Source organism: Spiroplasma endosymbiont of Monopis laevigella, from assembly GCF_964019975.1.
Taxonomy (GTDB): Bacteria; Bacillota_I; Bacilli_A; order Mycoplasmatales; family VBWQ01; genus Spiroplasma_E; species Spiroplasma_E ixodetis_A.
In genome coordinates, this window is the sequence record NZ_OZ026473.1 from 350,694 (window position 1) to 375,388 (window position 24,695).

The 24,695-nt window shown below is 25.0% G+C and carries 20 protein-coding genes, 2 tRNA genes and 2 pseudogenes; 11 read left to right on the plus strand and 13 right to left on the minus strand.

All coding sequences use genetic code 4. The annotated features are described in order from the left end of the window. Positions 1 to 41 precede the first annotated feature (41 nt). A tRNA-Leu gene (locus tag AACK94_RS02120) sits at positions 42 to 123 on the plus strand. Positions 124 to 196: 73 nt separating this feature from the next. Here the strand turns inward: AACK94_RS02120 and AACK94_RS02125 are convergent. Then, positions 197 to 1,225, minus strand: a complete 1,029-nt coding sequence (locus AACK94_RS02125; RefSeq protein ID WP_338976001.1) for a hypothetical protein — start codon at positions 1,223 to 1,225, stop codon at positions 197 to 199. 487 nt (positions 1,226 to 1,712) lie between these two features. On the opposite strand from AACK94_RS02125, the gene AACK94_RS02130 reads away from it, so the two are divergent. From AACK94_RS02130 to AACK94_RS02140, 3 genes are all read left to right on the plus strand, one after another. Further along, positions 1,713 to 3,257, plus strand: a complete 1,545-nt coding sequence (locus tag AACK94_RS02130; protein WP_252318968.1) for a sodium-dependent transporter — start codon at positions 1,713 to 1,715, stop codon at positions 3,255 to 3,257. 5 nt (positions 3,258 to 3,262) lie between these two features. Continuing rightward, positions 3,263 to 3,391, plus strand: a complete 129-nt coding sequence (locus tag AACK94_RS02135; RefSeq protein WP_281749467.1) for a hypothetical protein — start codon at positions 3,263 to 3,265, stop codon at positions 3,389 to 3,391. A gap of 643 nt (positions 3,392 to 4,034) precedes the next feature. Further along, positions 4,035 to 4,108, plus strand: a tRNA-Gly gene (locus tag AACK94_RS02140). A 53-nt stretch (positions 4,109 to 4,161) separates the two neighbouring features. Here AACK94_RS02140 and AACK94_RS02145 read toward each other — a convergent pair. Continuing rightward, entirely contained in the window at positions 4,162 to 4,359 is a 198-nt protein-coding gene (locus AACK94_RS02145) for a hypothetical protein (RefSeq protein ID WP_281749520.1), read from the minus strand. Beyond that, a complete protein-coding gene (locus tag AACK94_RS02150; protein ID WP_338976002.1) occupies positions 4,359 to 4,586 on the minus strand; it encodes a hypothetical protein in 228 nt (75 codons plus the stop codon). Before AACK94_RS02150 ends, AACK94_RS02145 begins: the two co-directional genes overlap by 1 nt. A 915-nt stretch (positions 4,587 to 5,501) precedes the next feature. On the opposite strand from AACK94_RS02150, the gene AACK94_RS02155 reads away from it, so the two are divergent. The 3 genes from AACK94_RS02155 to AACK94_RS02165 all read left to right on the plus strand — a co-directional run bounded on the left by AACK94_RS02155 (position 5,502) and on the right by AACK94_RS02165 (position 8,667). Further along, positions 5,502 to 5,750, plus strand: coding sequence for a hypothetical protein (locus tag AACK94_RS02155; RefSeq protein WP_338976003.1), 249 nt, complete (start codon positions 5,502 to 5,504; stop codon positions 5,748 to 5,750). A gap of 248 nt (positions 5,751 to 5,998) precedes the next feature. Next, the gene (locus tag AACK94_RS02160) at positions 5,999 to 7,681 is read left to right on the plus strand and encodes a phospho-sugar mutase (protein ID WP_338976004.1); all 1,683 of its coding nucleotides are present in this window, start codon (positions 5,999 to 6,001) and stop codon (positions 7,679 to 7,681) included. A gap of 14 nt (positions 7,682 to 7,695) precedes the next feature. Continuing rightward, positions 7,696 to 8,667, plus strand: a complete 972-nt coding sequence (locus AACK94_RS02165) for a 3'-5' exoribonuclease YhaM family protein (protein WP_338976005.1) — start codon at positions 7,696 to 7,698, stop codon at positions 8,665 to 8,667. 66 nt (positions 8,668 to 8,733) lie between these two features. Here AACK94_RS02165 and AACK94_RS02170 read toward each other — a convergent pair whose 3' ends face one another. Further along, positions 8,734 to 9,774: a hypothetical protein gene (locus AACK94_RS02170; protein ID WP_338976006.1), complete on the minus strand. Its 1,041-nt coding sequence runs from the start codon at positions 9,772 to 9,774 to the stop codon at positions 8,734 to 8,736. 316 nt (positions 9,775 to 10,090) lie between these two features. Here AACK94_RS02170 and AACK94_RS02175 point away from each other — a divergent pair, with 316 nt between their 5' ends. The 3 genes and pseudogenes from AACK94_RS02175 to AACK94_RS07440 form a co-directional block, all read left to right on the plus strand. Then, a complete protein-coding gene (locus AACK94_RS02175) occupies positions 10,091 to 10,696 on the plus strand; it encodes an ankyrin repeat domain-containing protein (protein WP_338976007.1) in 606 nt (201 codons plus the stop codon). Further along, positions 10,680 to 10,850: a hypothetical protein gene (locus tag AACK94_RS07435; protein WP_422397401.1), complete on the plus strand. Its 171-nt coding sequence runs from the start codon at positions 10,680 to 10,682 to the stop codon at positions 10,848 to 10,850. Before AACK94_RS02175 ends, AACK94_RS07435 begins: the two co-directional genes overlap by 17 nt. Beyond that, positions 10,774 to 11,022: pseudogene (locus tag AACK94_RS07440) on the plus strand (ankyrin repeat domain-containing protein); the annotation flags it as partial. The gene AACK94_RS07435 and the pseudogene AACK94_RS07440, both read left to right, overlap by 77 nt. 57 nt (positions 11,023 to 11,079) lie before the next feature. Here the strand turns inward: AACK94_RS07440 and AACK94_RS02180 are convergent. From AACK94_RS02180 to AACK94_RS02220, 9 genes and pseudogenes are all read right to left on the minus strand, one after another. After that, on the minus strand, positions 11,080 to 11,748 hold the full coding sequence (locus AACK94_RS02180) for a copper homeostasis protein CutC (protein WP_338976008.1): 669 nt from the start codon (positions 11,746 to 11,748) through the stop codon (positions 11,080 to 11,082). 18 nt (positions 11,749 to 11,766) lie between these two features. Then, positions 11,767 to 12,942 carry a methionine adenosyltransferase gene (gene metK, locus AACK94_RS02185; RefSeq protein ID WP_422397402.1) on the minus strand — a complete coding sequence of 392 codons (1,176 nt, stop codon included), beginning with the start codon at positions 12,940 to 12,942 and terminating at the stop codon, positions 11,767 to 11,769. Positions 12,943 to 12,953: 11 nt separating this feature from the next. After that, positions 12,954 to 13,940, minus strand: a complete 987-nt coding sequence (locus AACK94_RS02190) for an alpha/beta fold hydrolase (protein ID WP_338976010.1) — start codon at positions 13,938 to 13,940, stop codon at positions 12,954 to 12,956. A gap of 30 nt (positions 13,941 to 13,970) precedes the next feature. Beyond that, positions 13,971 to 14,798: a TIGR00282 family metallophosphoesterase gene (locus AACK94_RS02195; RefSeq protein WP_338976011.1), complete on the minus strand. Its 828-nt coding sequence runs from the start codon at positions 14,796 to 14,798 to the stop codon at positions 13,971 to 13,973. Between the two features lie 15 nt (positions 14,799 to 14,813). Next, entirely contained in the window at positions 14,814 to 15,128 is a 315-nt protein-coding gene (gene ylxM, locus AACK94_RS02200; RefSeq protein ID WP_174481096.1) for a YlxM family DNA-binding protein, read from the minus strand. Then, on the minus strand, positions 15,121 to 16,104 hold the full coding sequence (ftsY, locus tag AACK94_RS02205) for a signal recognition particle-docking protein FtsY (protein ID WP_338976012.1): 984 nt from the start codon (positions 16,102 to 16,104) through the stop codon (positions 15,121 to 15,123). Before ftsY ends, ylxM begins: the two co-directional genes overlap by 8 nt. Before the next feature lie 220 nt (positions 16,105 to 16,324). After that, positions 16,325 to 17,173 (minus strand): annotated as a pseudogene (locus AACK94_RS02210) (ankyrin repeat domain-containing protein); the annotation flags it as partial. A 270-nt stretch (positions 17,174 to 17,443) separates the two neighbouring features. After that, positions 17,444 to 19,447 (minus strand): ABC transporter permease, encoded by a 2,004-nt coding sequence (locus AACK94_RS02215; RefSeq protein WP_338976014.1) that lies wholly within the window; start codon positions 19,445 to 19,447, stop codon positions 17,444 to 17,446. 74 nt (positions 19,448 to 19,521) lie between these two features. Continuing rightward, complete coding sequence (locus AACK94_RS02220; protein ID WP_338976015.1) at positions 19,522 to 22,170, minus strand: ABC transporter permease; 2,649 nt, start codon at positions 22,168 to 22,170, stop codon at positions 19,522 to 19,524. 324 nt (positions 22,171 to 22,494) lie between these two features. Here AACK94_RS02220 and AACK94_RS02225 point away from each other — a divergent pair, with 324 nt between their 5' ends. Continuing rightward, positions 22,495 to 24,618: a hypothetical protein gene (locus AACK94_RS02225; protein ID WP_338976016.1), complete on the plus strand. Its 2,124-nt coding sequence runs from the start codon at positions 22,495 to 22,497 to the stop codon at positions 24,616 to 24,618. The last annotated feature ends 77 nt before the right edge of the window (positions 24,619 to 24,695 follow it).

Here is a 24,695-nt window from a genome sequence, read left to right on the forward strand (position 1 = left end):
GAAGTATTCCTCATTTTTTATAAATAAGTAAACTATATTTTGCCCAGATGGCGAAATGGCAGACGCAGTAGACTCAAAATCTACCGAGAAATCATGCGGGTTCGAGTCCCGCTCTGGGCACCACTAATATTAAATTATTAGTATAAAAAGGTATTCTTAAAAGAATACCTTTTTATTTTTATAACATTAAATATTATTAAACTGATAATCGACGTTCTGAAGATGGTTGTTTAATAGGCAAACGTTCTTCAGAATTTAATGTTGCTATATTAAGTGGTTTAGGATCAGGTATTTCAACAACATGAGAAGTTGACATGACTGATTGTGTTTCCTCTCCATTATTAATTTTTTCTGGATTAAAAGATTTATTTAATAATGAAGTATTATCATCACTATCTTCAGAACTTGATGATGATGGCGAAGATGTACTGCTAGAAACATTTTCATAAGTATCTTCTTCATCAAAATTATTAACATCCGCACATCAATTTTCATATAATTCCATTCCAGTATTTATTAATAAACCAGTACCAACTGTTGCAAGACCAGCTATTGTTTCTCAAAAAGCAATTGATCTTTTTTTATAAAATGGTTGATCATCATCATTATTATTTGGATTACTTAATTCATGATATGCAAAAAGACTAACACCAGTAATTGCACTAGCAATAGTTATTGGTGCTAATAAACTTGCTGCTGTATTACCTATTTTTTGTCATATATTACGTTGTTGATTTATTACATTTTCTTCATTATTAGGTGCACAACATTCTGATATTTTTTTACTGATTGTCACTATGTGATTTAAACTTGAAGCTGCTGCTGCTGTAATAAAAGCATATGTAACAGGTAATGTATCTGGATTGGGTGTTGGTCAGTTAAGTCAAGCTACTGCTAGTGGTAATAATGGTGCTGTTGCAAAACTTACTCCTGTTAATAAATTATTAATCCTTACATTATTAATATTTCGATATCTTAATATTAAATTAGTTAACGAAATTTTTGAATTAACTGCGCCTTCCACCATAAAACATAATGCTGGTACTAGTGATAATACTCCATCTTGATATAATAAATAGTTACCCCCAGTTACCATTGAATTACCAATAGTAAGTAATACATCTCTTATAGTAGGTGCTACCCTATTTCTATTATTAGTTGATATTAAATCATTTGGTAATAATTGTTCTGTAGAAGAATAACTTCTTGCTGGTGATGAATCCATATTTTTCATCCTTTCTAAAAAATAATTTAAAGTAATAAAATTAATATAAAAACACCCATATTAAGAATTACAATCCTTAAATATGAGCTAAACTCTAGTCTTTATTTATTACTTCTTGTATTATAACCCTATATTAAATAAATGAAAGTAATATAATCATTAATATTAAAATTATGAAAAATAATTTTAAAAACTTAAATAATTAAATTAATAACACTAAAAAATAAATTTTTATTATTTCCTTATATAAGGAAAAGTTTTATTTTTTATTAATCTTTTTTAAAATTTACTCAAAACCCTTGTTTTTTTCTTATTATTTATTTTTAATAATATCATTTTATTTAATAAAATAAAATTTTGATTTTCTATATATTTTTCAATACACATTATTAATAAATAACATCGCAAAATTTTATTTACTGAAATTGGTTTTAATAAAATATTTTTTTTGTATAATTAACTATTATAAAGGAGGTCATTTATTAATATGAAAAAACAACGCTTAAATATCTCAAAATTAGGATTCTTACTTTCAGTAATGGGTTCGGCAGTAGGATTAGGTGGTATTTGAGGATTTCCAACTCAAATGTATAACCATCATGGTGCTTTTCTAATCCCTTTTTTAATATGTATGGTAATTTGTGCAATACCAGTTTTATTTATTGAAATGACAATTGGTAATAAATATCGCAAAAATCATATTGAATTTTTTAGTGAGGTTGGAGGTAAAAAAGGTGCTTTTTTCTCTTGATTGCATTCAACAACCGTTATTTTACTAAGTACTTATTATAGTGTTTTAGTAGGATGAACTTTAATTAATATTATTATTAGTTTTACTTCTAATTTAAATAAAGGTTCTTATTTTTATCATAATATTTTACAACAAACAAATGATCAAGATATTAGCAATTTAAATAGCCTAGGTAACTTAAATTGAATGATTTTACTTGCAACAATTGGTGTATGAATTATTTTGGGTATCATTCTATTAGGTGGTGTTGAAAAAGGAATTGAAAAAGCCAATAAAATTATGATTCCATTTTTATTTTTAATGATTATTATTTTAGCAATTTATACTAGTACATTATCGGGTGCTAAACTTGGATTAAATGTAATGTTTGATTTAGATGCTAAAGAATTATTAAATCCTGGATTATGAAAAGATGCTTTTGGTCAATCATTCTTTATGTTATCAACATGTACAGGAACCATTTATATTTATGCAGCTCATGCTCCCGAAAAACAAGATAGTACTAATCAAGCTTTTGTAGTAGCCTTTGGTACTAGCGTTATTGGTATATTAACAACAATTATTGTTTTTAATTCAATAGGTGCAATTGCTCAAAATCAAGGTAAAACTGATATTAAAGATGTATTTCAAGCAGGTCCTGCTTTGATTTTCCAAGTAATACCACAATTATTTGCTATTATTAATAATCAAGTTCCTATTTTAGGAAATATTTTAGCAATATTATTTTTTGTTACACTTTTCTTTGCGGGTATGTCCTCACTAATTGGTCAAGTTGAATCAATGGTAAATGGTCTAGAATATGAAATTCATTTAAAGCGCAAACAAGCATTAGCAATATCATTATTAGGAGCAATGGCAGTATCAGTATTATTTACCTTTAGTAATTCACCAGCGCTGTTTAATGGGCTAGCAATCTGAGTAGCACAAATTTGATTACTAATAATTGGGTTTATTTTATTAATTGGTATTAGTCCATATGGCTGAAAATTATATGATACATTAAAATTATATAATAATGAAAATTCATGAATGAAATGAACAAAAGGATATAAAATAGTAATTTTAATTATCGCACCAATTTTAATTTTAATTAATATTGCTACTGGTATCTATGATTTTATTATTAATATTATCAATGCTAATTTTGTCTATGGTACAGTTGGTCTAACACTTGGTGTTGGATTAGTTTTACTTTTAACTTTTATCTTAACTTATCATAAAAATATTCATAATGGTTTTAATAAATTATTTAAAATAAAAACAAAAACTGAAAGAGGTTAAAAAACATGGATGTTGGAGCAATTATTTTAATGGTAATTTCTTTAGTAAGTATTATTGGTCTTTTTATTTTCTTTGTCATAATGGATTTTAAAAGTCATAAAAAACAAAAAAGAAAAGAAAATAACAAAGAATAATATTTTTTAAAATATTTTAGTATACTTATGATAAAGTATTATAATTAGGTTTTTTTGTAATCTGGCATTTTGATGCCAGATTACAAAACTTATTATTAAATGGTGAGTGAAATGGAAAAAAATAAATTAAAACAAATTTTATTAATTAGCAAAATAACTTTAACAATTGCTTCTTTATTTTTATTTTTAGTTTGACTAATGTTTATGACTAATAATTTTTTTCCTAAATCTCAAAACTCATTTGTTGCCAAAACTATGAATACTTCAATTCAAATTATGATTTGACCAATTACTAGTATAATTCTATTTATTTTTATTATGCCAATATGAGTTACTAATAAAAAAGAAATTTTATTAGTATTTTTAACATTGTCACTAATTATCACAATATTGTGTTCAACTTTTCTTTTCAGTTTAAATATTAATAAATTCTGAATTATATGATTAATTGCTAATTTTTTTGCTATAGCTTCAATTATTTTTGTATTTTTTTCTTTAAAGAAAAACTTCTTTTATTTAAAAAGAAAAAAAATAAACATATTGAAAAAAAAGATTAAAAAATAATTTTTTTTAACTTGTTTATCAAAAGTAGTTGACTTTAATTTTAGTAATATGATATAAATAGATGGTGGTTAACATAACTGCGGGTGTCGTATAATGGTATTATTACAGCCTTCCAAGCTGAAGACGTGGGTTCGATTCCCATCACCCGCTCCATTATAAAAAAATAAAAGGCGTAATTAATACGCCTTTTTTTATTTTATAATGGTTTATATTTTAGGACCTTTTTTAGTTTGTAGTACTACTGCTGTTTCTTCATCACTAGAATTACTGCAAGCACATTTATTAACTATTTCTGCTCATGAATTTACTGGATACATAACTAAAGACATTCCATTAGTTCTTTCTGGTAATGATTCTAAATATTTTATTTTATTATTTGTGCATTCTTCTAAATTAATTTTCATTAGTTATCCCCTACTTCTTTTAAAATTCGACTATTAAAAGCATCTGCTAAGAACTTATAAACTTTTACTTCAGAAATATTTTTTAAATCATAACAATTAATGATATCAGTTAATTTTAAAATCAAATCATGATATTTTATAAAATAAGTTTTATTTTCAACATTTGCTCACTTTTCTAAATTCATTGCATAATAAATTATTCCATCTCTATAAAATTGTGATTTCATATTTCTCACTCCTTTAAACGATATAATAAAACAAAAAACCTAATTTAAATACAAAAATTTAAACGAGGTCTATAAAAAAACCAAAATATTTTGTTCCAAAGTTCCTTTAAAACTTTAATACAATTGTAACTCATTTACAAGAAATTCCAAGTAAAATCAATAAAAAAAATTAATAACTTAAAATTAATATAAAGAGATAAATAAAGATTGCAAATGCAATCTTTATTTATAATTGTCCTGAAATTGTTTTTAAAACAAAATTTTTTATATTCACTGATTGGAACTTCAGTTTTATTTATTAAATCACTCACTTGTTTTTGTCATTTTTTAACTAAGTTTTTCATCTCTACATAGTCAGGTGTAACAATAGAAACAAAAATAATCATTTGTTTCATAATTTGTAACTCAACCTCACAATGTTTCTTATTGACTAATCTGGCGTCTCAAGCATAAGCAAGAACTGTTCTATTGCTTACTGCTACTTTAATTAATTTGTTTTAGTTTTATCTTTAGGAATTTCTTTTAATCTTTTTTTTCCTTTTCTTTAAAACTTTAATTTAATAAAAATCCTAACATAGAAATATATCTACATTAGGACTGAACAGTTATAAATTATGAATATATAATAACATAAAAAATAATACTTTTGATGAAAATTATAATTAACACTTATATAAGTATTAATATTTAATTTCCTATACATGTATTTTTTATAAATAATTAAATTATAAAACTTCTAAGGAAATAACTATTTCTAATTAAACAATAGTTATCTAATACAAGAATAAATGAAAAATATCTATATTAAATATAGATACTATGATATAATTTTTCTAAAATTAATATAAGTTTTTATCTATTTACTTTTATTTTAAAGTAAATAGGTTTTTAATTTAAAAAAGGAGATATTTAGAAGTGCTATATAGTAAAAAAACAGAAAATCTTATAACAGAAAAAGAAAAACAAGTTTTTAAAGAAAAAACAACAACAAATTCAAGAAAAATTAAACCACAATTACCAATAACAACATCTCTTGCTGAAATATTACTAAATAATAATGAAAAGATTGTTGGTACTATTACTAGTGATCAGTATCTTAATAAAGATAACAAACAAGTACCATTATATAAAGTAATTAAAACTTCAGAACCAAATAAAAAATAAACATTAAAGCAATAAATTCTATTAAAAACGACAAACAACCAATAACAATTCTAAATAAAACCAATTCACAATCAATATAAAAATAAAATAAAATTATTAAAGATTGAAATTGAAATTTTTAATAATTTTATTTTTTATTATTTAATTAAAAGTTTATGTTTAGATTAACTACTAAAATTTATTTTCTTCTTATTTTATAGTATGATTTACCTATAAACTTAATTTTTTATTATAAAGGAGAAATAATAATGAATGTACTAAAAACATATGAGATTTGAAAAAAGCAAAACTTACCACAACACTTAAAAAAACAATTAACTACAATGTCTAAAAGTGAAATTGAAGATGCTTTTACTACAACTTTAGAATTTGGTACAGCTGGCATGCGTGGTATTACTGGAGTTGGTACCGGCAGAATTAATGAAATTATTATTATGAAAGCAACTGTCGCATTTATTCAATATTTAAAATCTGCTTTTTCTGAAAAAGACTTACTTCGTGGTGTTATTATTGCTCATGATAATCGTCACTTTTCAGCAGAATTTACAATGTTAACAGCAAAAACTTTAGCCAAACATAAAATTCCTATTTTTTTATTTAAAAATAATGATTTAAGACCAACACCAGTACTTTCATATAGTATTAGAAAAGTTAATGCTCTTGCTGGAATTGTTATTACGGCCAGTCATAATCCTCCTGAATATAATGGTTATAAAATTTATGATCAATATGGCTGTCAATTTCTTCCTAATGTTACCAATATAATTAGCAATAAAATGGAACAATTGCCTGATGATTTTCAATTAACATTCGATTATGATACTAACCTAATTAAAGAAGTGCCTTCAACAGTAGAAGATAATTATCGTGATGATATTAAAAATTTACAGTTTTATCCACAAGTTAAAAATCGTAACTTTAAAATTGTATTTTCTAATCTACACGGTACTAGTCGTGAATGAGTTAAACCAATTTTAGAACAATGCGGTTATGAAATTATTTTAGTAACAGAGCAAGCTAACTATGATCCTGATTTTAAAGGTGTGGTGTCGCCCAATCCCGAAGTAAAACCAACATTTGATTTAGCAATTAAACACGCTAAAAAACATGATGCACCATTAATTATTTTAAATGATCCTGATGCTGATCGCATTGGTATTGCTGTAAAACATAATAATGATTATGTATTATTAACAGGTAATGAAACAGCACCAATTTTATTAGAATATTTATTAAGCCATTATCAACTTAATAAAACAATGCCAAAAAATCCCGTTATGTACAATACATTTGTTACTTCCAATTTATCTGATATGATTGCTAAATCATACGGATGTCAAGTCATTAAAACGTTAACTGGCTTTAAATGAATTGGTGCAGAAATGCTAAAAGAAAAAGCACGTAACATTAACTTTGTTTTTGGTTTTGAAGAAGCATATGGTTATGTTATTAAAGATATTACTCGTGACAAAGATGGTATTCAATCAGCAATAGTAGCAGCAGAAGCGGCTTGATATTATCAAAATTCACAAAAAACATTAGTTGATGTTTTAGAAAATATTTATCAAAAATTTGGATATTATTACTGTTATACTGTTAATCTTATTTTAAAAGGAAAAACAGGACAAAATACTATTAATAATATGTTAGAAACATTAAGAACTAGTAAAATACCAACGCTTAATAATGTTAAAACAATTAAAGTTGAAGATTATCAAACTGGTTTACATGGAATGCCATCGCAAAATTTACTAAAATTTTACTTCAGTGATGGTTCATGATTTGCTGTTAGACCTAGTGGAACTGAGCCAAAAATTAAATTCTATTTTGTTTGTGTTGATAAAACCATTAATGATGCACAATTAAAAATGAGAAAAATGTATGAAGAATTAGCTATCAAACATCTAAATATCAAAGATATAAAATGATAGAAAGGAACTAAAAAATGACTGTAATTAAAGATATTAAACCTAATAATGTTTTAAGTTTAGTAGCAATTATTAATCGAGTAATTCAAGGTGTTGCTTCTAACAATACTAATTATTTAAACTTACAATTACAAGATAAAACTGGGACAATTTCAGCAAGAATTTGAGACGTAAGCAAAGAAACTATTGAACAATTAACAATAGGACAAGTAATTAAAATTGAAGCAAATAGCATTAATTATAATAATGAAATACAACTAAAAATTAATAATTGAACTATTATTACTAATCCTAGTGAATATTATGATTTATTACTTACACAAGCACCAATTAATATTATTGAAGCATGAACTGAAATTAGTCAAACAATAAAGGAATTTAAAAATCCAATTTTAAAAAAATTATTAATCCAATGTTTTAATAAAAAAAATATTGATGATTATAAAAAATGACCAGCAGCAGTTAAAATGCATCATGCTGTTCAAAGCGGTTTATTATGACACTCAGTAACAATGCTAAGAATGGCAAAACAAGTAGTAGCACTTTATAATGATCGTAATATTAATAGTGAACTATTATATGCAGGAATCATTATGCATGATTATGGAAAAATGGTTGAATTAAATAATAATCCTATTAGTTCATATACACTATCAGGTAAAATGATTGGTCATATTTCATTAGGTGCAATGCAAGTTACACTTGCTTGTAAGGAATTAAATATTAACTTAGAGGAAGAAATCGTAGTTTTATTACAGCATCTAATATTAGCTAGTCATGGTAAATATGAATATGGCTCACCTGTCTTACCAAAAACAATAGAAGCTGAAATTTTACATCATTTAGATAACTTAGATGCAAAAATCTATGCAATTGATGAAGCGTTGGTTAATATTAATGTTGGTGAATCAACTGCTCGTATTGCAAGTATTGAAAATAGAATGTTTTATAAACATCAAAATTTAAAGGAAAATAATAAAAAAGTTTAAATAATAAAAACTCTCTTTTAATTAAAAGAGAGTTTTTATTATTTATCATAAATTTTAATAAATTAATTAATTTATATTTATTTTTATAGGGTAAAAATAACCAGTTTCTGTATTACCATAAAAAATCAATACATTTGCTTCTTTATCTGTTTCTTTATCTTTAAATCAATCATTAGGTACTGGCTCTTTATTTTTATCATAAATTTCATTTTCATTTCTAAGCTTATTAAAATCAATTTTTTCTTTATAAATACCTTTTAATAATAATTTAATAACTAATTCTGAATCTTTTTGTAATTTTTTTAATTTATTTATAACATCTGTTACGGCTTCTTGTTTATTTATGGTTGCTTTAGTTGAACTTGGTGATGCTAATGAAGCGAATGGCAAAGTTGTCTTTGAAAAATAATTTTGCATATCACTATCTGAAATAATTGTTTGCTTAGTTATATCAATCATTGTTGAACCTTGATAATTCGGATCATTTGAATTACTACTTATTTTGACAACTATTTTAGATACTTTTTCAAGTTCTTGTTTATTGTTTGTTATTTCTTGATTATTTTCGTTATAAAATTGAAGTTGATAACCAGCAGCTAATGGTGTTGACTTAAATTCATCAAAACTATTTATATTACTAATTAATTCTTTATAACTTTTACTTGGATTAGCAATAATGTCTAAACCAGTTAATTGAGTAATAGTACTTAAATCAGTTTTATCAGATTGTTCTTTTATATTTATTTTAATTGGTGCTGTTGAACCTTGATAATTCAAATCATTACTATTGCTAGTAATAATTACATATAAATCTCCTGCTTTTTGATTTTGATTACTTACATCAGTTTTGCCTTGTGCATCACTAAAATATTTAATTATAGGGTTAACTAACTTTGGATTTAAGTTTTTAACTTCTGTTGTATTATTTGTTAATGTATCTAATTTTTTATTACTTTTATTAACATCTATAGTAATATTTGTGGTTAATTTAGTAATTTTATCTTTTAATTCTGTTTTTTGTGTTGTGTTATTATTACAAGCAACAACTGATAATGATATTGGTGTTGACATTGTTAAGATCGATAATAATTTTACTAAGTTTTTCATTTTTTACCTCGCTTAAAAATAATAAGTTAATTTAAAAACCAATAAAGATTTTGAATTAATAATATATGAAAACCAAATATTTTACAATATAACTTTAATATGCAAAAATACTTGTAAATTAAGAAATTTTTTAAAAAATTTCTTTTCTTTTTTATATATTTTAAAATTATTTTTTAATTAAAAATGATAATTTTCTATTACTAGTAAAGAAAATATGATATTATATTATTAAAATTTAATATAAGTTTTTAACCTATTTACTTTATTTCAAAATAAATAGGTTTTTTGTTTTAATTTAGAAAAGGAAGATAAAGAAATGCCTAAAAATAAATTTTTAACAGCTATTGAAGAAGGTGACTTACAAACAGTTAAAACTTTACTATTTGATTCTGATAACAATAAGTTCGATATGGAGGGTGCCTTAATAACTGCTGGTGATTATGGTCACATTGAAATAGTTCGATTTTTAATCCAAAATAATACTGATATCAATCATATAAATAGTACAAAAGATACTGCTTTAACACTAGCTGCTGAACAAGGTCACACAGAAATAGTTAATCTTTTAATAACAAACGGCGCTAACGTTAATTATATAAATAAAAATTATGATACACCTTTATTATTAGCTACCAAAAAAGGTCACATAAAAATAGTTAATCTTTTAATAACAAACGGCGCTAACGTTAATTATATAAACAAAAATGATGATACAGCTTTATTATTAGCTGCTGAACAAGGTCACACAGAAATAGTTAATCTTTTAATAACAAACGGCGCTAACGTTAATTATATAAATAAAAATTATGATACACCTTTATTATTAGCTACCAAAAAAGGTCACATAAAAATAGTTAATCTTTTAATAACAAATGGCGCTAACGTTAATTATATAAACAAAAATGATGATATTAGCTGCTAAACAAGGTCACATAAAAATAGTTAATCTTTTAATAACAAACGGCGCTAACGTTAATTATATAAACAAAATTTGGCAATACTGCTTTAACAAAGGCCGCCAAAAATGGCCATTTAAATGTAGTTGATTTATTAATAGCCAATGATGCTGACATTAATCAAATAAATTTACGTGGTGAAACTGCTTTAATAAGAGCACAAAAACAAAAACATACAAAAGTAGAAAAAATTTTAACAAAACAATGTTCTTTAGAATCTAATAAAAATGAAATCAATGCAACTAATTATAATAATAAACCATCAATAAAGGTTACTGTTTTTTTGTACTAAAAGAACAGTAACCTTTATTAAATGTTTAAACTTATCTATTATAAAACTTTTTATTATTTATGCAATATTTTTAATATTATTAATTAATTTATAATTAATAGGATTATTAAAATTATTATCTTCGTGCACACATTTTCCAACATGAATATCATTAATAGCGTTTTTTAATAAAACATTAACATTTTCTAAATTAACTCCACCACCAGCAAAAATTTTTATTGGTAAATTTAATTTCTTTAATTCTTTAAATTTATTAATATTATTCACAATATTATCTTGACCACCAGAAGTTAAAACTGTAGTAACACCTAATTTTACTAATTGTTCTAAAGCTTGTTTTTTATTAAAAATTTCATCAAAAGCACGATGAAAAGTTATTTTTAAAGGCTTTGCTAATTTAATAATTTCACTCATTCTTTCAACATCAATATTATTATCTTTAGTTAAAATACCACAAACAATACCTGATGCATGAGTTGTTTTAATAAATTCAATATCTCTTTTAAAGATTTTAAAATCATTATCAGTAACATTAAAACCATTATTATTATTTCTAACCATAACCATTACTGGTTTCAATGAAATTTTACATGCTTCAGCAATCAATTCATAACTTGGAGTATAACCACCAAATTCCATAGCAGTACAAAGTTCAACTTGATCAGCTAAAGAATTATTAATTTTTTCTATATCTTTTAAAGATGTAGCTATTACTTCTAAAAACATAAAATATTTCTCCCCATCTTATTTTTTTTGTAAATAAGTTTTCAATAAACTAACTTTATCTAATTTCTCTCAAGGTAATTGTAAATCATTTCTACCAAAATGACCATAAGTTGATAATTGTTGATAATTTTGTTTCAATAACTCTAATTTATCAATCATAGCACTAGCAGAACAATCAAAGACTTGATAAATTATTTCTGTTAATTTTGCCTCTGTTAAACCGGAAATAATAGTTTGATGAGTATTAACAAATATTGCAATTGGTTCAGGAGTTCCAATTGCATAAGCTAATTGTACTTCACAAATCTTTGCTAAGTTAGCAGCAACAATATTTTTAGCAATATACCTAGCATAATAAGCACCCGTTCTATCAACTTTAGTGGGATCTTTTCCTGAAAAAGCTCCCCCACCATGACAAGCAGCTCCACCATAAGTATCAACCATTAATTTTCTTCCTGTTAAACCAGTATCACCAGCAGGTCCACCAATTACAAATTTACCGGTTGGATTAATTAAATATTTAAAATCAAGATTTAAATGATATTTATTAGCAATATATTGCATAATTTCTGTATGAATAAATGTTTTAAATTGTTTTTCATCATAATTTGCTTGATGTTGAATGCTCATTAAAATAGTATGTATTTTTAAATTTTTAGGGTCTTCTTGATCAATAGTAACTTGCGCTTTCATATCAAGAAGTGCATACTTAAATTTTTTTTCCTTTCGTAATTTTGTAGCTCGTTTAATTAATTCATGTGCTAAAACAATTGCTAATGGCATATATTCTGATGTTTGCTGACATGCATAACCAAACATTATTCCTTGATCACCAGCACCAATTTGATGATTTTTTAATTCAACACCTTGTAAAATATCAGGTGATTGTTCATGAATTAACACTTTAATTTCACAAGTAAAGCCATTGAATCCAATTTCATCATTTATATAACCAATTTCAGTAATAACTTTTCGCGCAATTGCTTGATAATCAACTTGAGCGTGACTATGAACTTCACCACCAATTAAAACAAAATTTGTAGTAATAAAAACCTCACATGCTACTTTGGCATGTGGATCTTGTTTTAAAAAAGCATCCAAAATTGCATCAGCAATTTGATCGCAAATCTTATCAGGATGACCAGGAGCAACAGACTCACTAGTAAAAAGAGGATGGGTAATATTAGGTATTAATTTCATATTTTTTAACCTTTCTCAAGTAAAATATTTTTTGTAATTCATGGCATAATTTCATTATCAAATATATCTTTAATATTAGGTTCATTAATTAAAGCATGTTTACCATCAAAAATAAAAACATAACTATGATGTTTCTTCCAATATTTTTTATTAATTTTAAGTTGATGAAAATCACTAAATACATCATCAGCGCTTTGCAAGATTAACGTTGGAAGTTTTGAATTACTAATTTCCATTATACTTTTTTTATTAATTTTTTTAAATTGTAGTAAAAAACGTAATGATCAATTTTGACGATTACTATATCTTTGATTTATATTAGTAATATGAGCATTATTACTAGAAATATCTCGATTTTCAACATAGATTGGCATTTGAATATTAGAATTAAAAATAAAAGCAAAACAAAAACAAATAATAAAACTTAATGAAAATTGATAAAGATTTTTTTTAGTTACTAAATTACTAGTAATTAATGCTGATACTTGTGAATTATTTTTAACAGCATGACTAGCAATAGCTGCGCCTAATGATTCACCAAAAACAATAATTTTTTGATTGGGATATTTAGATTTTACTGCACTTATTATATCTTTTAAATCATTAATATCAGTACCTAATGATTTAAATTTTCAATCTTGTCCATTTTTACCATTACCTCTTCGATCATAAGTAATCAAAGATAGTTGTGATTTTTTACAAAAAGAACTTAGTAATTTAAAATCATCTTTTTGACCTTGCAAGCCATGAGCACCAATAATAATGACTGTACTTTTATCAACCATTTGCTTAAATAATTTTACTTCATAACCATCACGTAAAATAATTACCTTTTCTCGTATTTCAGCAGCTTGTTGTACATGAACATTGTCTTTAATTTTTGCCATTAATAAAATTATTAAAATTATTAAAATTACTAATATACTAATCCCAATTAAAATCGAATATAAACCATTTTGCTCAGTAAAAAAATTAGCATTGTTTCATATCATGTTAAAGTTAGTCCCTTCCTATATTTGTAATTATTCGTAAATTTTAAAATTAGGTGCTTGTGGATGAATAAAAATACGTTCAATTTTTTGTGCTTTATTTGTTTCATCATTAATAGTTAATAAAACAGCTGAAAATTGACCTTCACCATCTGCTGGACTAAATTTTGCTGGCATACTTTTTTTATCACGAATAATAACTTCTTCAGCTTTAGCACCAATAATAGAATAAAACGGACCTGTCATTCCAACATCACTAATAAAAGCGGTACCTTTTGGTAATAAACGATTATCTGCTGTTTGAACATGAGTATGAGTTCCTACCACACAAGTAACTTGACCATCAAAATTTCAAGCAAAAGATAACTTTTCCGCTGTTGCTTCAGCATGAAAATCAATAATATGAATGTCACTTTTTTCTTCACTATTTTGTTTATCAATCGTAATAAGTTGTTCAAGAGCAAAATAAGGATTATCAGATTTATCCATGAAAGTACGACCAATTAAGTTTGTTACACGCACTTTTTTATTACCAACTTTAACTAAAATTGTACCATTACCTGGATGATAAGGATTATAATTTAAAGGACGCAATAAATCGGGAGTTGTATTAATATACTTAACAACATCAGGATGACCAAAAATATGATTACCGGTAGTAATAATATCAATACCAGCATTTTTTAATTCATCATAGTGTTTTTTACATAATGATTTACCATGCGTAGTATTTTCACCATTCGCAACTACTAAATCAATCTTAAATTGATTTTCATATTCCTTTTTTATTTTAGGAATTCAATATTTAACCATTTGTCTACCAACAATACTGTAAATATCACCAATTATTAAAATTTTCATTAATTTCCACCTGCTTTATTCTATTTTATCAATTTCTTGTAAAACTTTAATAAAATTATACTTTTCCGTATATTTTTCATATATTACTTGTCGTTGTTTATATTTTTCATAAAGATGCAACTTACTTTCATATTTATTTAATAAAATAATAACTTTTTGTAGACTATCATGAACAGCCGTTCGTGATACTTTTTGTAAATCAGCAATTTCTTGTAAAGATAAATTCTCAATAAAGTAATTTGTAAAATATTGTTTTTGTTTTGCTGTTAATAATGTATTATAAAAAGCAAATAAACTATAATATAAAACTTGTTTTTCTAAACTATTCATTTTCATACTCCACAAACAAATCACTTGTTAAACTAAAAATATACTTATCTAAATCAAACTCTTCCAAGTCATTAATACCTTCACCAAAACCCATTAATTTAACAGGAATATCTAATTCTTCCTTAATAGCAAGAATAATACCACCTTTAGCAGTGCCATCCATTTTTGTTAAAATAATGCCAGTCAAAGAAACAATTTTCATAAATTCTTGCGCTTGATTAATACCGTTTTGTCCAGTTGTACCATCAATTACTAACAATGTTTCATTAGCTTCATGTCCTAATTTCTGAGTAATAATTTTATTAATCTTTTTTAACTCCTGCATCAAATTAACTTTATTTTCTAATCTTCCTGCCGTATCAACAATAATAACATCACAACCTTCAGATTTAGCTGCTTCAACTCCAGCATAAACAACACTAGCTGGATCTTGCTTTGGTGTTCCTAAATAACAAGGAATGCCAATTCTTTCTGCTCAAATTTGTAATTGTTCAACTGCACCAGCACGAAAAGTATCAGCAGCAACTAGAATTGGTTTTTTACCTTGTGTCTTTAATTTAGCTGCTAATTTAGATGCTGATGTTGTCTTACCATTACCATTAACACCAACAACTAAAAATAACGAAATATTATTACTACTAAAATTTAATCTTGTAGAAACCAACTGACCATCAGTATAAATAACAAACATTTTATCAATAATAATATCATTAATATCTTTTGGTTTTGTTAATTTTTGGATTTTGGCTTCATGACGAATTTCATCAGTAATAGTTTCTGCCATTTTGTATCCAACATCTGCTAAAATTAATACTTCAGTTAATTCTTCAAAATATTGTTCATCAAGTTGATGATAACGCGCTGCTAATGCTTTAATTTTAGATGCAAATAATGTTCTTGACTTTTTAAGGCCCTGATCATATTTAGTTGTCTTTTGACCAAATAATTTTGTCTTTAAATTTTTAAAAAATGCCATATTTTCACCTACATTGTTTATTATACCAATAAATAACTAGTTATTTATGACATTAATACTTTAATTTTATTAAAATATTAATAGTACGATTCAAAAGTTTTATTTAATAAGTAATTTATTATATTTTAATTTAATAATAAATCCAAAAAATATCAATCAATTTTTCTTGATTTTAACTAAAAATAAAAGATTGCTTTTGCAATCTTTTTAACTTGTTTTATTAAATACATGATGAATTTGATGGTTTATATCCACTTGTTGAAGGTTGATTTTGTAAATCCATTGCATTTATTTTTTTAGTTTTATTAAAACTTAATCGGTTGATTTTTTCTTCAAATACATGTTTCTCATTATTAGCAATTTCTTTTTCTAATAATAAATTTTTAAGTTGATCAGTTTTAATTAAAATATCCTTATTTATATCTTTGTTCTTATTAACACAACCAAAAGTAAAAATAATAATAATATAATTTAATACTGAATTTATTTTTTTCTGTTCAAAATGTGCAATATCTCTTTCAATATTGGTAATTTTTTTAGTTATATTTAATAAATTTTTTTGATTTTGTTTTATTTTTAATTTTTTCATTTTTTTAAAAAAAAATTCAGAAATTTTCTTATCTTTTGAAAAATATTTGGCAAAAGATAAACTATCATTACCCATTTTATCTTTTTCAATAAAATTAGCACCCTTATCAATTAATAAATTAATAAATTTTAAATCAGCATTACCCATTATAGCATAATGTAAAGGAGTATTATCTCTATTATTTTTGACATTTATATTAGCGCCATATTTAATTAATAGATCTGCAGTTTCTAAAAAATTATGAAAACATGCATAATGTAAAGGAGTATTACCAGAATTATCTTTTTCATTTATATTTAAATTATTTATTTTATTAGTAAGAAAATAAATAACTTCCTTATTATTACCATTTTGTAAAAAGTAAATAAAAAGTTTTTGATCAAAAACTTTTCTTAAGTTTTCATCTGTTAATATTCTTTTTGCTTCATTCAATTCTTGCATTTTAAGTTTTGATTGAGGATTATTATTTTTATCTGGGTGAGTTTTTAGAGCAGTCTATTGGAATTTTTTTTTAATTTCTGCTACTGATGCTGTTGGTAATACATTTAATATATCATAATAATTAGAAATTAATGATTTATCTTTCAAAATTCTTTTTTTCTCCTTTCAAAATAAAAAACCCATTTACTTTAAAATAAAGTAATGAGTTAAAAACAATATTTAGTTTTCAAATAAAGTATACATATTTGACTATTAATTTGGTAAATTTAAATATTTAAATTTACCAAACATTCTTTAGTGAACTTTATTTTATTCATCAGATTTTAATAATTCAATTAAATTCATTTTATTTAATTCATGATTATTAATAATAAATGTTGAAATATATATACCACCAATTATGATAAAACTTACTGGTAATATTCATCATGTTATTGTAAATGGTAAAGCCACACCAACAAAACTAATAAGAATATTAATTAAACCATAAATAGCAAGGTAACCTAGGGCAAACCCTACAATATAACCAAGTAATGCTCAAGGTGTAAAAATACCTAAAGTAAAAGAATTAATTTCTCAATTAGTATATCCTTCTGCTTTCATATGAGCCATAAAACGACGAAATTGATCGGTAAATAAATCAGTAATCATAATAACAATTAATATTGAACAAATAATCGTTGTCACAATAAATAAAGCACTAGCACTGAAAGCAATATCTGACATTTTAGTAAGCATTGCTTGTTGTCTTGATAATAAATAATTTTTTTTGACCATTGGTATATTTTGATTACCACTTAAACTAGTGGTTGCATAAAAAGTATAATCATCTAAATTTGATTTAAAACTCATTCTTCCAATTAAATCAAAAACATTAGCATTAGCACTTAACTTACCATTAAATCATTGAAATACATCCGTTCCTGAATAATAAGGATTATCATCAATATAACTATAACCCATAATTTCATTAGCTCATTTTTGATCAACATAGGCTTTAGGAGTATCATAAGAATCTTGAATTCCCACAACTTGATATGTATGAAGTGGATTATCATTACCCGTAATATTTTTTCATCATGTTGGCATGTTATTTTTAATATCTGCTTGTAAACTATCAGCATTAATATTATTTTCTTTAGTTAAAATATTATTATTAACCATTCCCATAAATCATTCTGCTGGGCGGTTTAATAAAATACTTAATGGATCTTTAGGATCAAATCCATTATATGACTTTACCAAATCATATGAAAAAGGTCTAATTCATTTACCTGTTAAATCGGAAATATTTTCTAAATTAAATTCAATAATTTTAGTCCCATCAGCTGTTGGAATTGTACCCTCTATAGCATGATGATCAATATCAGAAGGCAATTTTAATCAAATATCATTAACATTATTTCAAGTACTAGGTTCATTATTTATAATTGGTTGTCCTTTTTCATCATACATACCATTATACCTAGTACCATGGATATCACTATATTCTTTACTATTATCAGATAATTTTATTTTTTGATCACCACGATAATTTCATTTTGTTCCACTTTTTGATCAGATGCCACCATTTGTAGTATAAGAATCTGTTGGTGGTGTTTCACCGTAATATCAATTTTCTTTTGGTAAAGGAATACTTTTACCATCAATATTTTTATAACATAAAGTATTAACTTGTGGTACACCACTAAATTGTGAACCAACATCTAATCCAAATTTAGATTGAAAAGCACGATTGATAACCATTGGAATAGCATTAGCATTAGCATTATATTTTAAAGCTTTAACTTCATCATTTTTTAATACTAACATTGCAGTATTGGGATTAATCCCAATAACATCCATTAGTTCTTTTTTAGCAATTTTTGTACTTTCATCAACACCAACTTTAAACTGTGTTACTAATTCTTCATCTGGTCCATTAATATCACCATTATTAGTAGTTTTTGGATTAAAAGCAATAGTATTATGACCAATACTAAAATAATCATAAGGATCTTCTTTAATATTAGGTCTTGGCAAACTATCAATACTCTGACGAACAAAGCCCGGTAATACTTGCTTTAAAATTTCTTTAATTGCCTCTGGACCAGGGGGCACTCCAGGATTGGGAACCTGCAAAATATTAGGTAATTGGCCACTTGCAAAATTAACAATATTATATGAAAATATTTTTGATGGTGTATTATCTTCTTTACTTAAATCAGTTATTAACTGATTACTAAAAGCTTTGCCACCTAATCAACTATATGATCAAACTAAATCATTAAGACCTAATGTCCCTGTTGATTGTTCTTGATAATAAGAGGACATTTTTTTTATAAACTCTGCTCTTTCAGATTCAGGAAAAGATGAATCGAAAGTAAAAATATCAGCAAAATTATTAGTTAATTTTTTTTTTTAAACAATAATGGATTATATCATCCAACACGTGCCTTTTTCTCATCATAAACAATTTTATCTTCAGGTCAAGGCATAGCACCATAAGTTGGATAATATTTCTCACCACTTGGTCGATTAAAAAAATCTCATGAATATAATCCATATTTACTCATCGGCATATTCGGCATTGGTGTTTGATACTCATAATAATTTTTATATTTTTGAGTTTTGAAATAATTAACTTTTAAACTATTAATAGTGGCAGGAACTAGTGTTGTTGCTACAATTGAAAGTGAAGCTAAAGTAATAACTCCCGAAGTAACTAAAATTTTTTTTCAACTAGTTTTTGATAATGATAATAAAAAACGAAGACGAAAATTATTTTGTAAAAACTTGCTAGCTCTACTTTTAGGAACACCTAAAGCTAAATCACTATCTTTTTTAATTAAAAATAAAGGATCACGTTTTAAAAGACGAAAGGCAGTTAATAAAGTAACAACTGTAATAAAACCAATAATTAAAACAATTGAAATAAATAATGGAACAACATCAAAGTTAAAAACATTATATGGTAAAACAAATAAAGTATTAAAAATCTCAGTTAAATATACCTGAATTACAAGACCAACAATTCAGCCAATTGGAATTGCAATTAATAGCGTTAATAATGGATATGCCAAATAAGAAATCGTAATTTGTCATGTTTTATAACCTATTGATTTTAAAATACCCATTGAAACTTGTCCATGTTGGATTGCCTTTTTAACAATTAAAGTGGTGATAAAAATAACAACCGCTAGTAAAAATAATACGCCTGCTATTGCTGCAAATAAAAACCCAATTATTGCTGAATTAAATATCTTTTCTTTACTATTATAAAGCGAAAACTGACTATTGCTACTTGTAACTACAGGATTTGGATTAATAAGATATGTAGAAGATGATTGTGGTGTTGGGTTAGTATTACCATATTTCTCAACTAAATACTTATTATAATCATATTGATTTAAATCACTAACACCATTATCACTAAATATTGTTTTTTGAAAAAAATCATTAAATAAATCAACATCAAATTCATGAATACTATTTTTAGGAATATTATTTCATTTTGTAAAATACATTAAAGTATTATCGGTTTTATCTGCTGTCTTATATCAATTTCCATCATTTCATGCTGAAGGTGTAACATAAGCAATAAATTCAGTTCTTGTATTAGGAATTGGATCTAAGTCACTAATCGTTGGATAAATATCATAAGCATCACCACCAATACCACTAACAATAAAGTCAGTACCATTAATATTAATATGATCGCCTGGTTTATACGCTTTATTACTTTTATTTTTTCTTGCATATTGTGGCGTAATAACTATTTCATTTTTACTTGTTGGTGCAACACCTTCAAATACTTTTAGATTAGTATGATTTAAAGCATTAGGTAAACCAATATCAATAATTTTAGTATTAATTTGAGTATTATTAATTACTCCAGCACTGGCAGTAAATTGATTACGAACATATAAATCACGCATTTGTAATGCTGCAACCGCACGAATTAAATATGTAGAAAATGCATCTCTTTCAGTGCCATCACTAATCACATTATAGTTAAAAGGTGAATGATAACCAATAGAAGTATTAGTAAAATTAGTATAAATCTTACTATCTGATTCTGTTGCAGAAAAATTACGATAAATTCTCATTCATTGACCATTCATACCATACTCATTATCTAATTTTGGATCAGTTTCAGTTTCCTTAACTACTTTAATAAAAAGTTCATTTCTTTCTGTTGGATCTTGCAAATTAACACTATCAGGAATAGTAGCATCATTAGAAGAAGATCTAAAATTTATTTTATTTTCTAAAATTCAAGTGGTAACTTTATCATTATCAGTTTCCTTTAATATCGGATCTGTTGAATGTTTTGTAATCCATTCCTTAATAAAAGTATTAATAGATTGAAGAATATTGGGTGCTGTTTTTTTTAAGAAAACATCGCGATATAAATCATCTGCTGCTGTTTTAAAATGGTTTTTTAAATTTTCATTAGCAGCATTTTTTGATTTTAATAATAATTGACCATAGATGCTTGCTTTAACATTATTATTATTCAAATTAAAAACTAAAGGATTATCCGGATTTGTTCATCTTATATCATTAAACCCAGTAATATTGCCTGTATTATCACGAGTATAATCAATAGTTAAGTTATCTTTAGTGATTGGTAGTATTTCTTGATCTGTACCTATTTTTGTATCATCAAAATAAAGCGCTTTATTACTTTTACTATTAGTTCCATCTTGAACATAAAATCGACCTAACTTTAAACTAAAAGCTTGATTAGCAATTTGTTTAATACCTTGCGACACTGGTGAATAAGGTAAAACAGCATCAAACTTAAGATCATTTAATCCTAATTGATTACTTCCTTCAATCATTATAACGTATGATATTCAACTTCCAGTAACCAACGAAGTTGCAAAAGCAGTAAGTAATAGTAAAATAACTAATTGTAATTTACTTTTTCATGTAGCAACTAAAGTCTGCTTTAATAGTAACGCATTCTTAAATAAACTTTTTTTTGATTTCTTATTAGTAGATACCATTTTTTTATTATTCGCTTTTTCGCGTTTATTTAACCTTGCCATTACAGTTCTCCCTAATTCCTGAAATTAAAATTTTGCATTTAATTTTAATTATTAAGTTCACATATGGATTAATAATATCACACTTATACAAAATTAATATATAGGATAATTTTAAAATAAATAATAGATAGTTTTTATAATGTTTAATTTTTCTCTGTTTGATATATTACCATATTTAAATTGTTTATTTAAATAAATTTTAAAATTAAAATAACTAATGATACAATTTGTAAGAAATGAATTTAATTATTTTCAGAGTTAAATATATTAAATTTTAGTAAAATAAAATTGACAAAAATAACACTTTATTTAAGGAGAACTGCTATGAAAAAATTATTTACCAAGTTAGGAATTATCTTAATAGCAAGTGCCACTATTTTACCTCTATCGGCTTGTACCTTTAATTTTTATGTTAACCGTGTAACTAATAGTATCGCTAAAAGTTTTGCTGACCAAACTTCTGCTTTAATTAAAAGTATGGTTATGTCAAAAGAGTTAGGTGCTGATACTAGTAGTACTAATGATGATATTATGGGAAAAATTAAAAATAATAGTATTAATAATTTAACTAAAAATACTAGTTTAAATAATTGAGGTGATTTACAAACACGTTGAGGGGAAAATGGAAAAATTGATGTAAATAACTTTGATCCTGATAATTTTTTTAAAGCTTCTGGAACAGGTGAATTAACTAAAACCATCAATAGTAAAAAGCAAGTTAATGATGTTTTTTCATCACTTGATTATATTAGAACTATATCAATTATGGCTAACCCACAATTAGAAAATATAGTTGTAGGTGCTGGTATGGACCCCATTTCTAGTTTTTTAAAATCATTACAAGGTGACTTAAGCAGTTTACCAGCTGGATTACAATTAGTTGCTAATTTAATTAATAACTATGGTCCTAATTTTTTAAATCCGCTAACTAGAATATTTGGTAATTTAGTCAATGGCAGTTGATCTGATCAACAAACTTCTACACCCACTGATGAAGAAACATTAACTAAGTTTATGAATAATTGAAAAGATGATAGTGGTCAACCTTATAGCGTTTGAAATGATGATGGAAAATGAAAAATAAGTCCAAGTTTTGGTCAATTTCCTGGTCATAAATTTGAAAATTGAAAATCAAAACAAGATTATGATTTATATCATGGTGGAACTTTAATTAATTACTTGTTTTGAAAAATGAGTGAAGACAATAAAATTTTTGGTAAAGATGATAAAACTCCAAGGTATTTAGGTAATATTATTTCAGAATATATAACTGTTAATGGTATAAATCCACCGGATGTTCAATTTGATGATAAAGGATTTTTTGCTGATATTGAAAAATACTTTCCCTATCTTTTAACTAACCCACTTTATATCTTAACAATTATTGAAGCAATTATTCCGGTTATTAAAAAATGAATATTAGATATGCCCGATATTACTGAAGGTGTTAAAAATTTAACAATTGGTAATGGTTATCCATCAAAGCCAAGTGCTGGTAGCTATAATTTACTTGATATTATCAATACTATAAAATCTTTAATTAGCCAACCAGAAAAATTAAAACAAATACTTCTAACCGTATTTGGTAAAACTACAGAAGAAACTCGTGGTTTCGATACATTTCTTTATGATGTTAAACTTAATTTAAAAGTTAAAATTGGTCCTTTACCTATATCAGCAAATTTAACCTTAGGCGGACTTATTGGTGATAGTGCATATGATCCTAGTCCATTAATTGATACCATTATCAAAGCAATTAATACAGATAGTGTTAAAAACATTATTACTAGTATTACTGATCTAATTACCAAAATTTCAGAACAATACCCAGGTAATGAAGGTATTAATATTGATCTACAAGATTTAGAGAATTTTTTATTTAATAATACTACTGGTCTCTTAATAATTCTTAAAAATGATACTATTGTTACTCTAAAAAACATAATTAATAAAAGTGATGTAACAGCAACCGATGTCGAAGAATTATATAAATCATTAGGTGGACACATTAATAAAGATGATCCAGAATATCCAACTTTTACTCAAGGTTCAATACTTGATATTTTACAAAAAACTATGCTTGAACCAAACAGTCAACTAAATAATATCTTAAATTTATTACTTGGTACTACTTATGAAATTCATAAATTAGGAATTAAAAATATTATTACTGCTAATAATAATCAATGAATTAAAGATAACTATGAAGTTTATTTTGATGCTGATAACACAACCGGCATTAATAAAAAAATAGGTAATACTTCTGATATTACTATGACTAAAACTACCATCAATAATATCGAAACAATTAATTTAAAATATGATTTTACATATAAAATTAAAAACACTACATATCATTTTATTATCACTGCTATTGATATTGAAAATTTAATTGATTTTCAAGGTATACGTACTTTTAAATTTAAAAGTATTACTTTAGTAAAATAAAAAACTAATTTTAATGTATTATTTACTAGATATTTAATAAAAAAAGGAAATGTTTAGTAATCTGTGTAACTTACAAA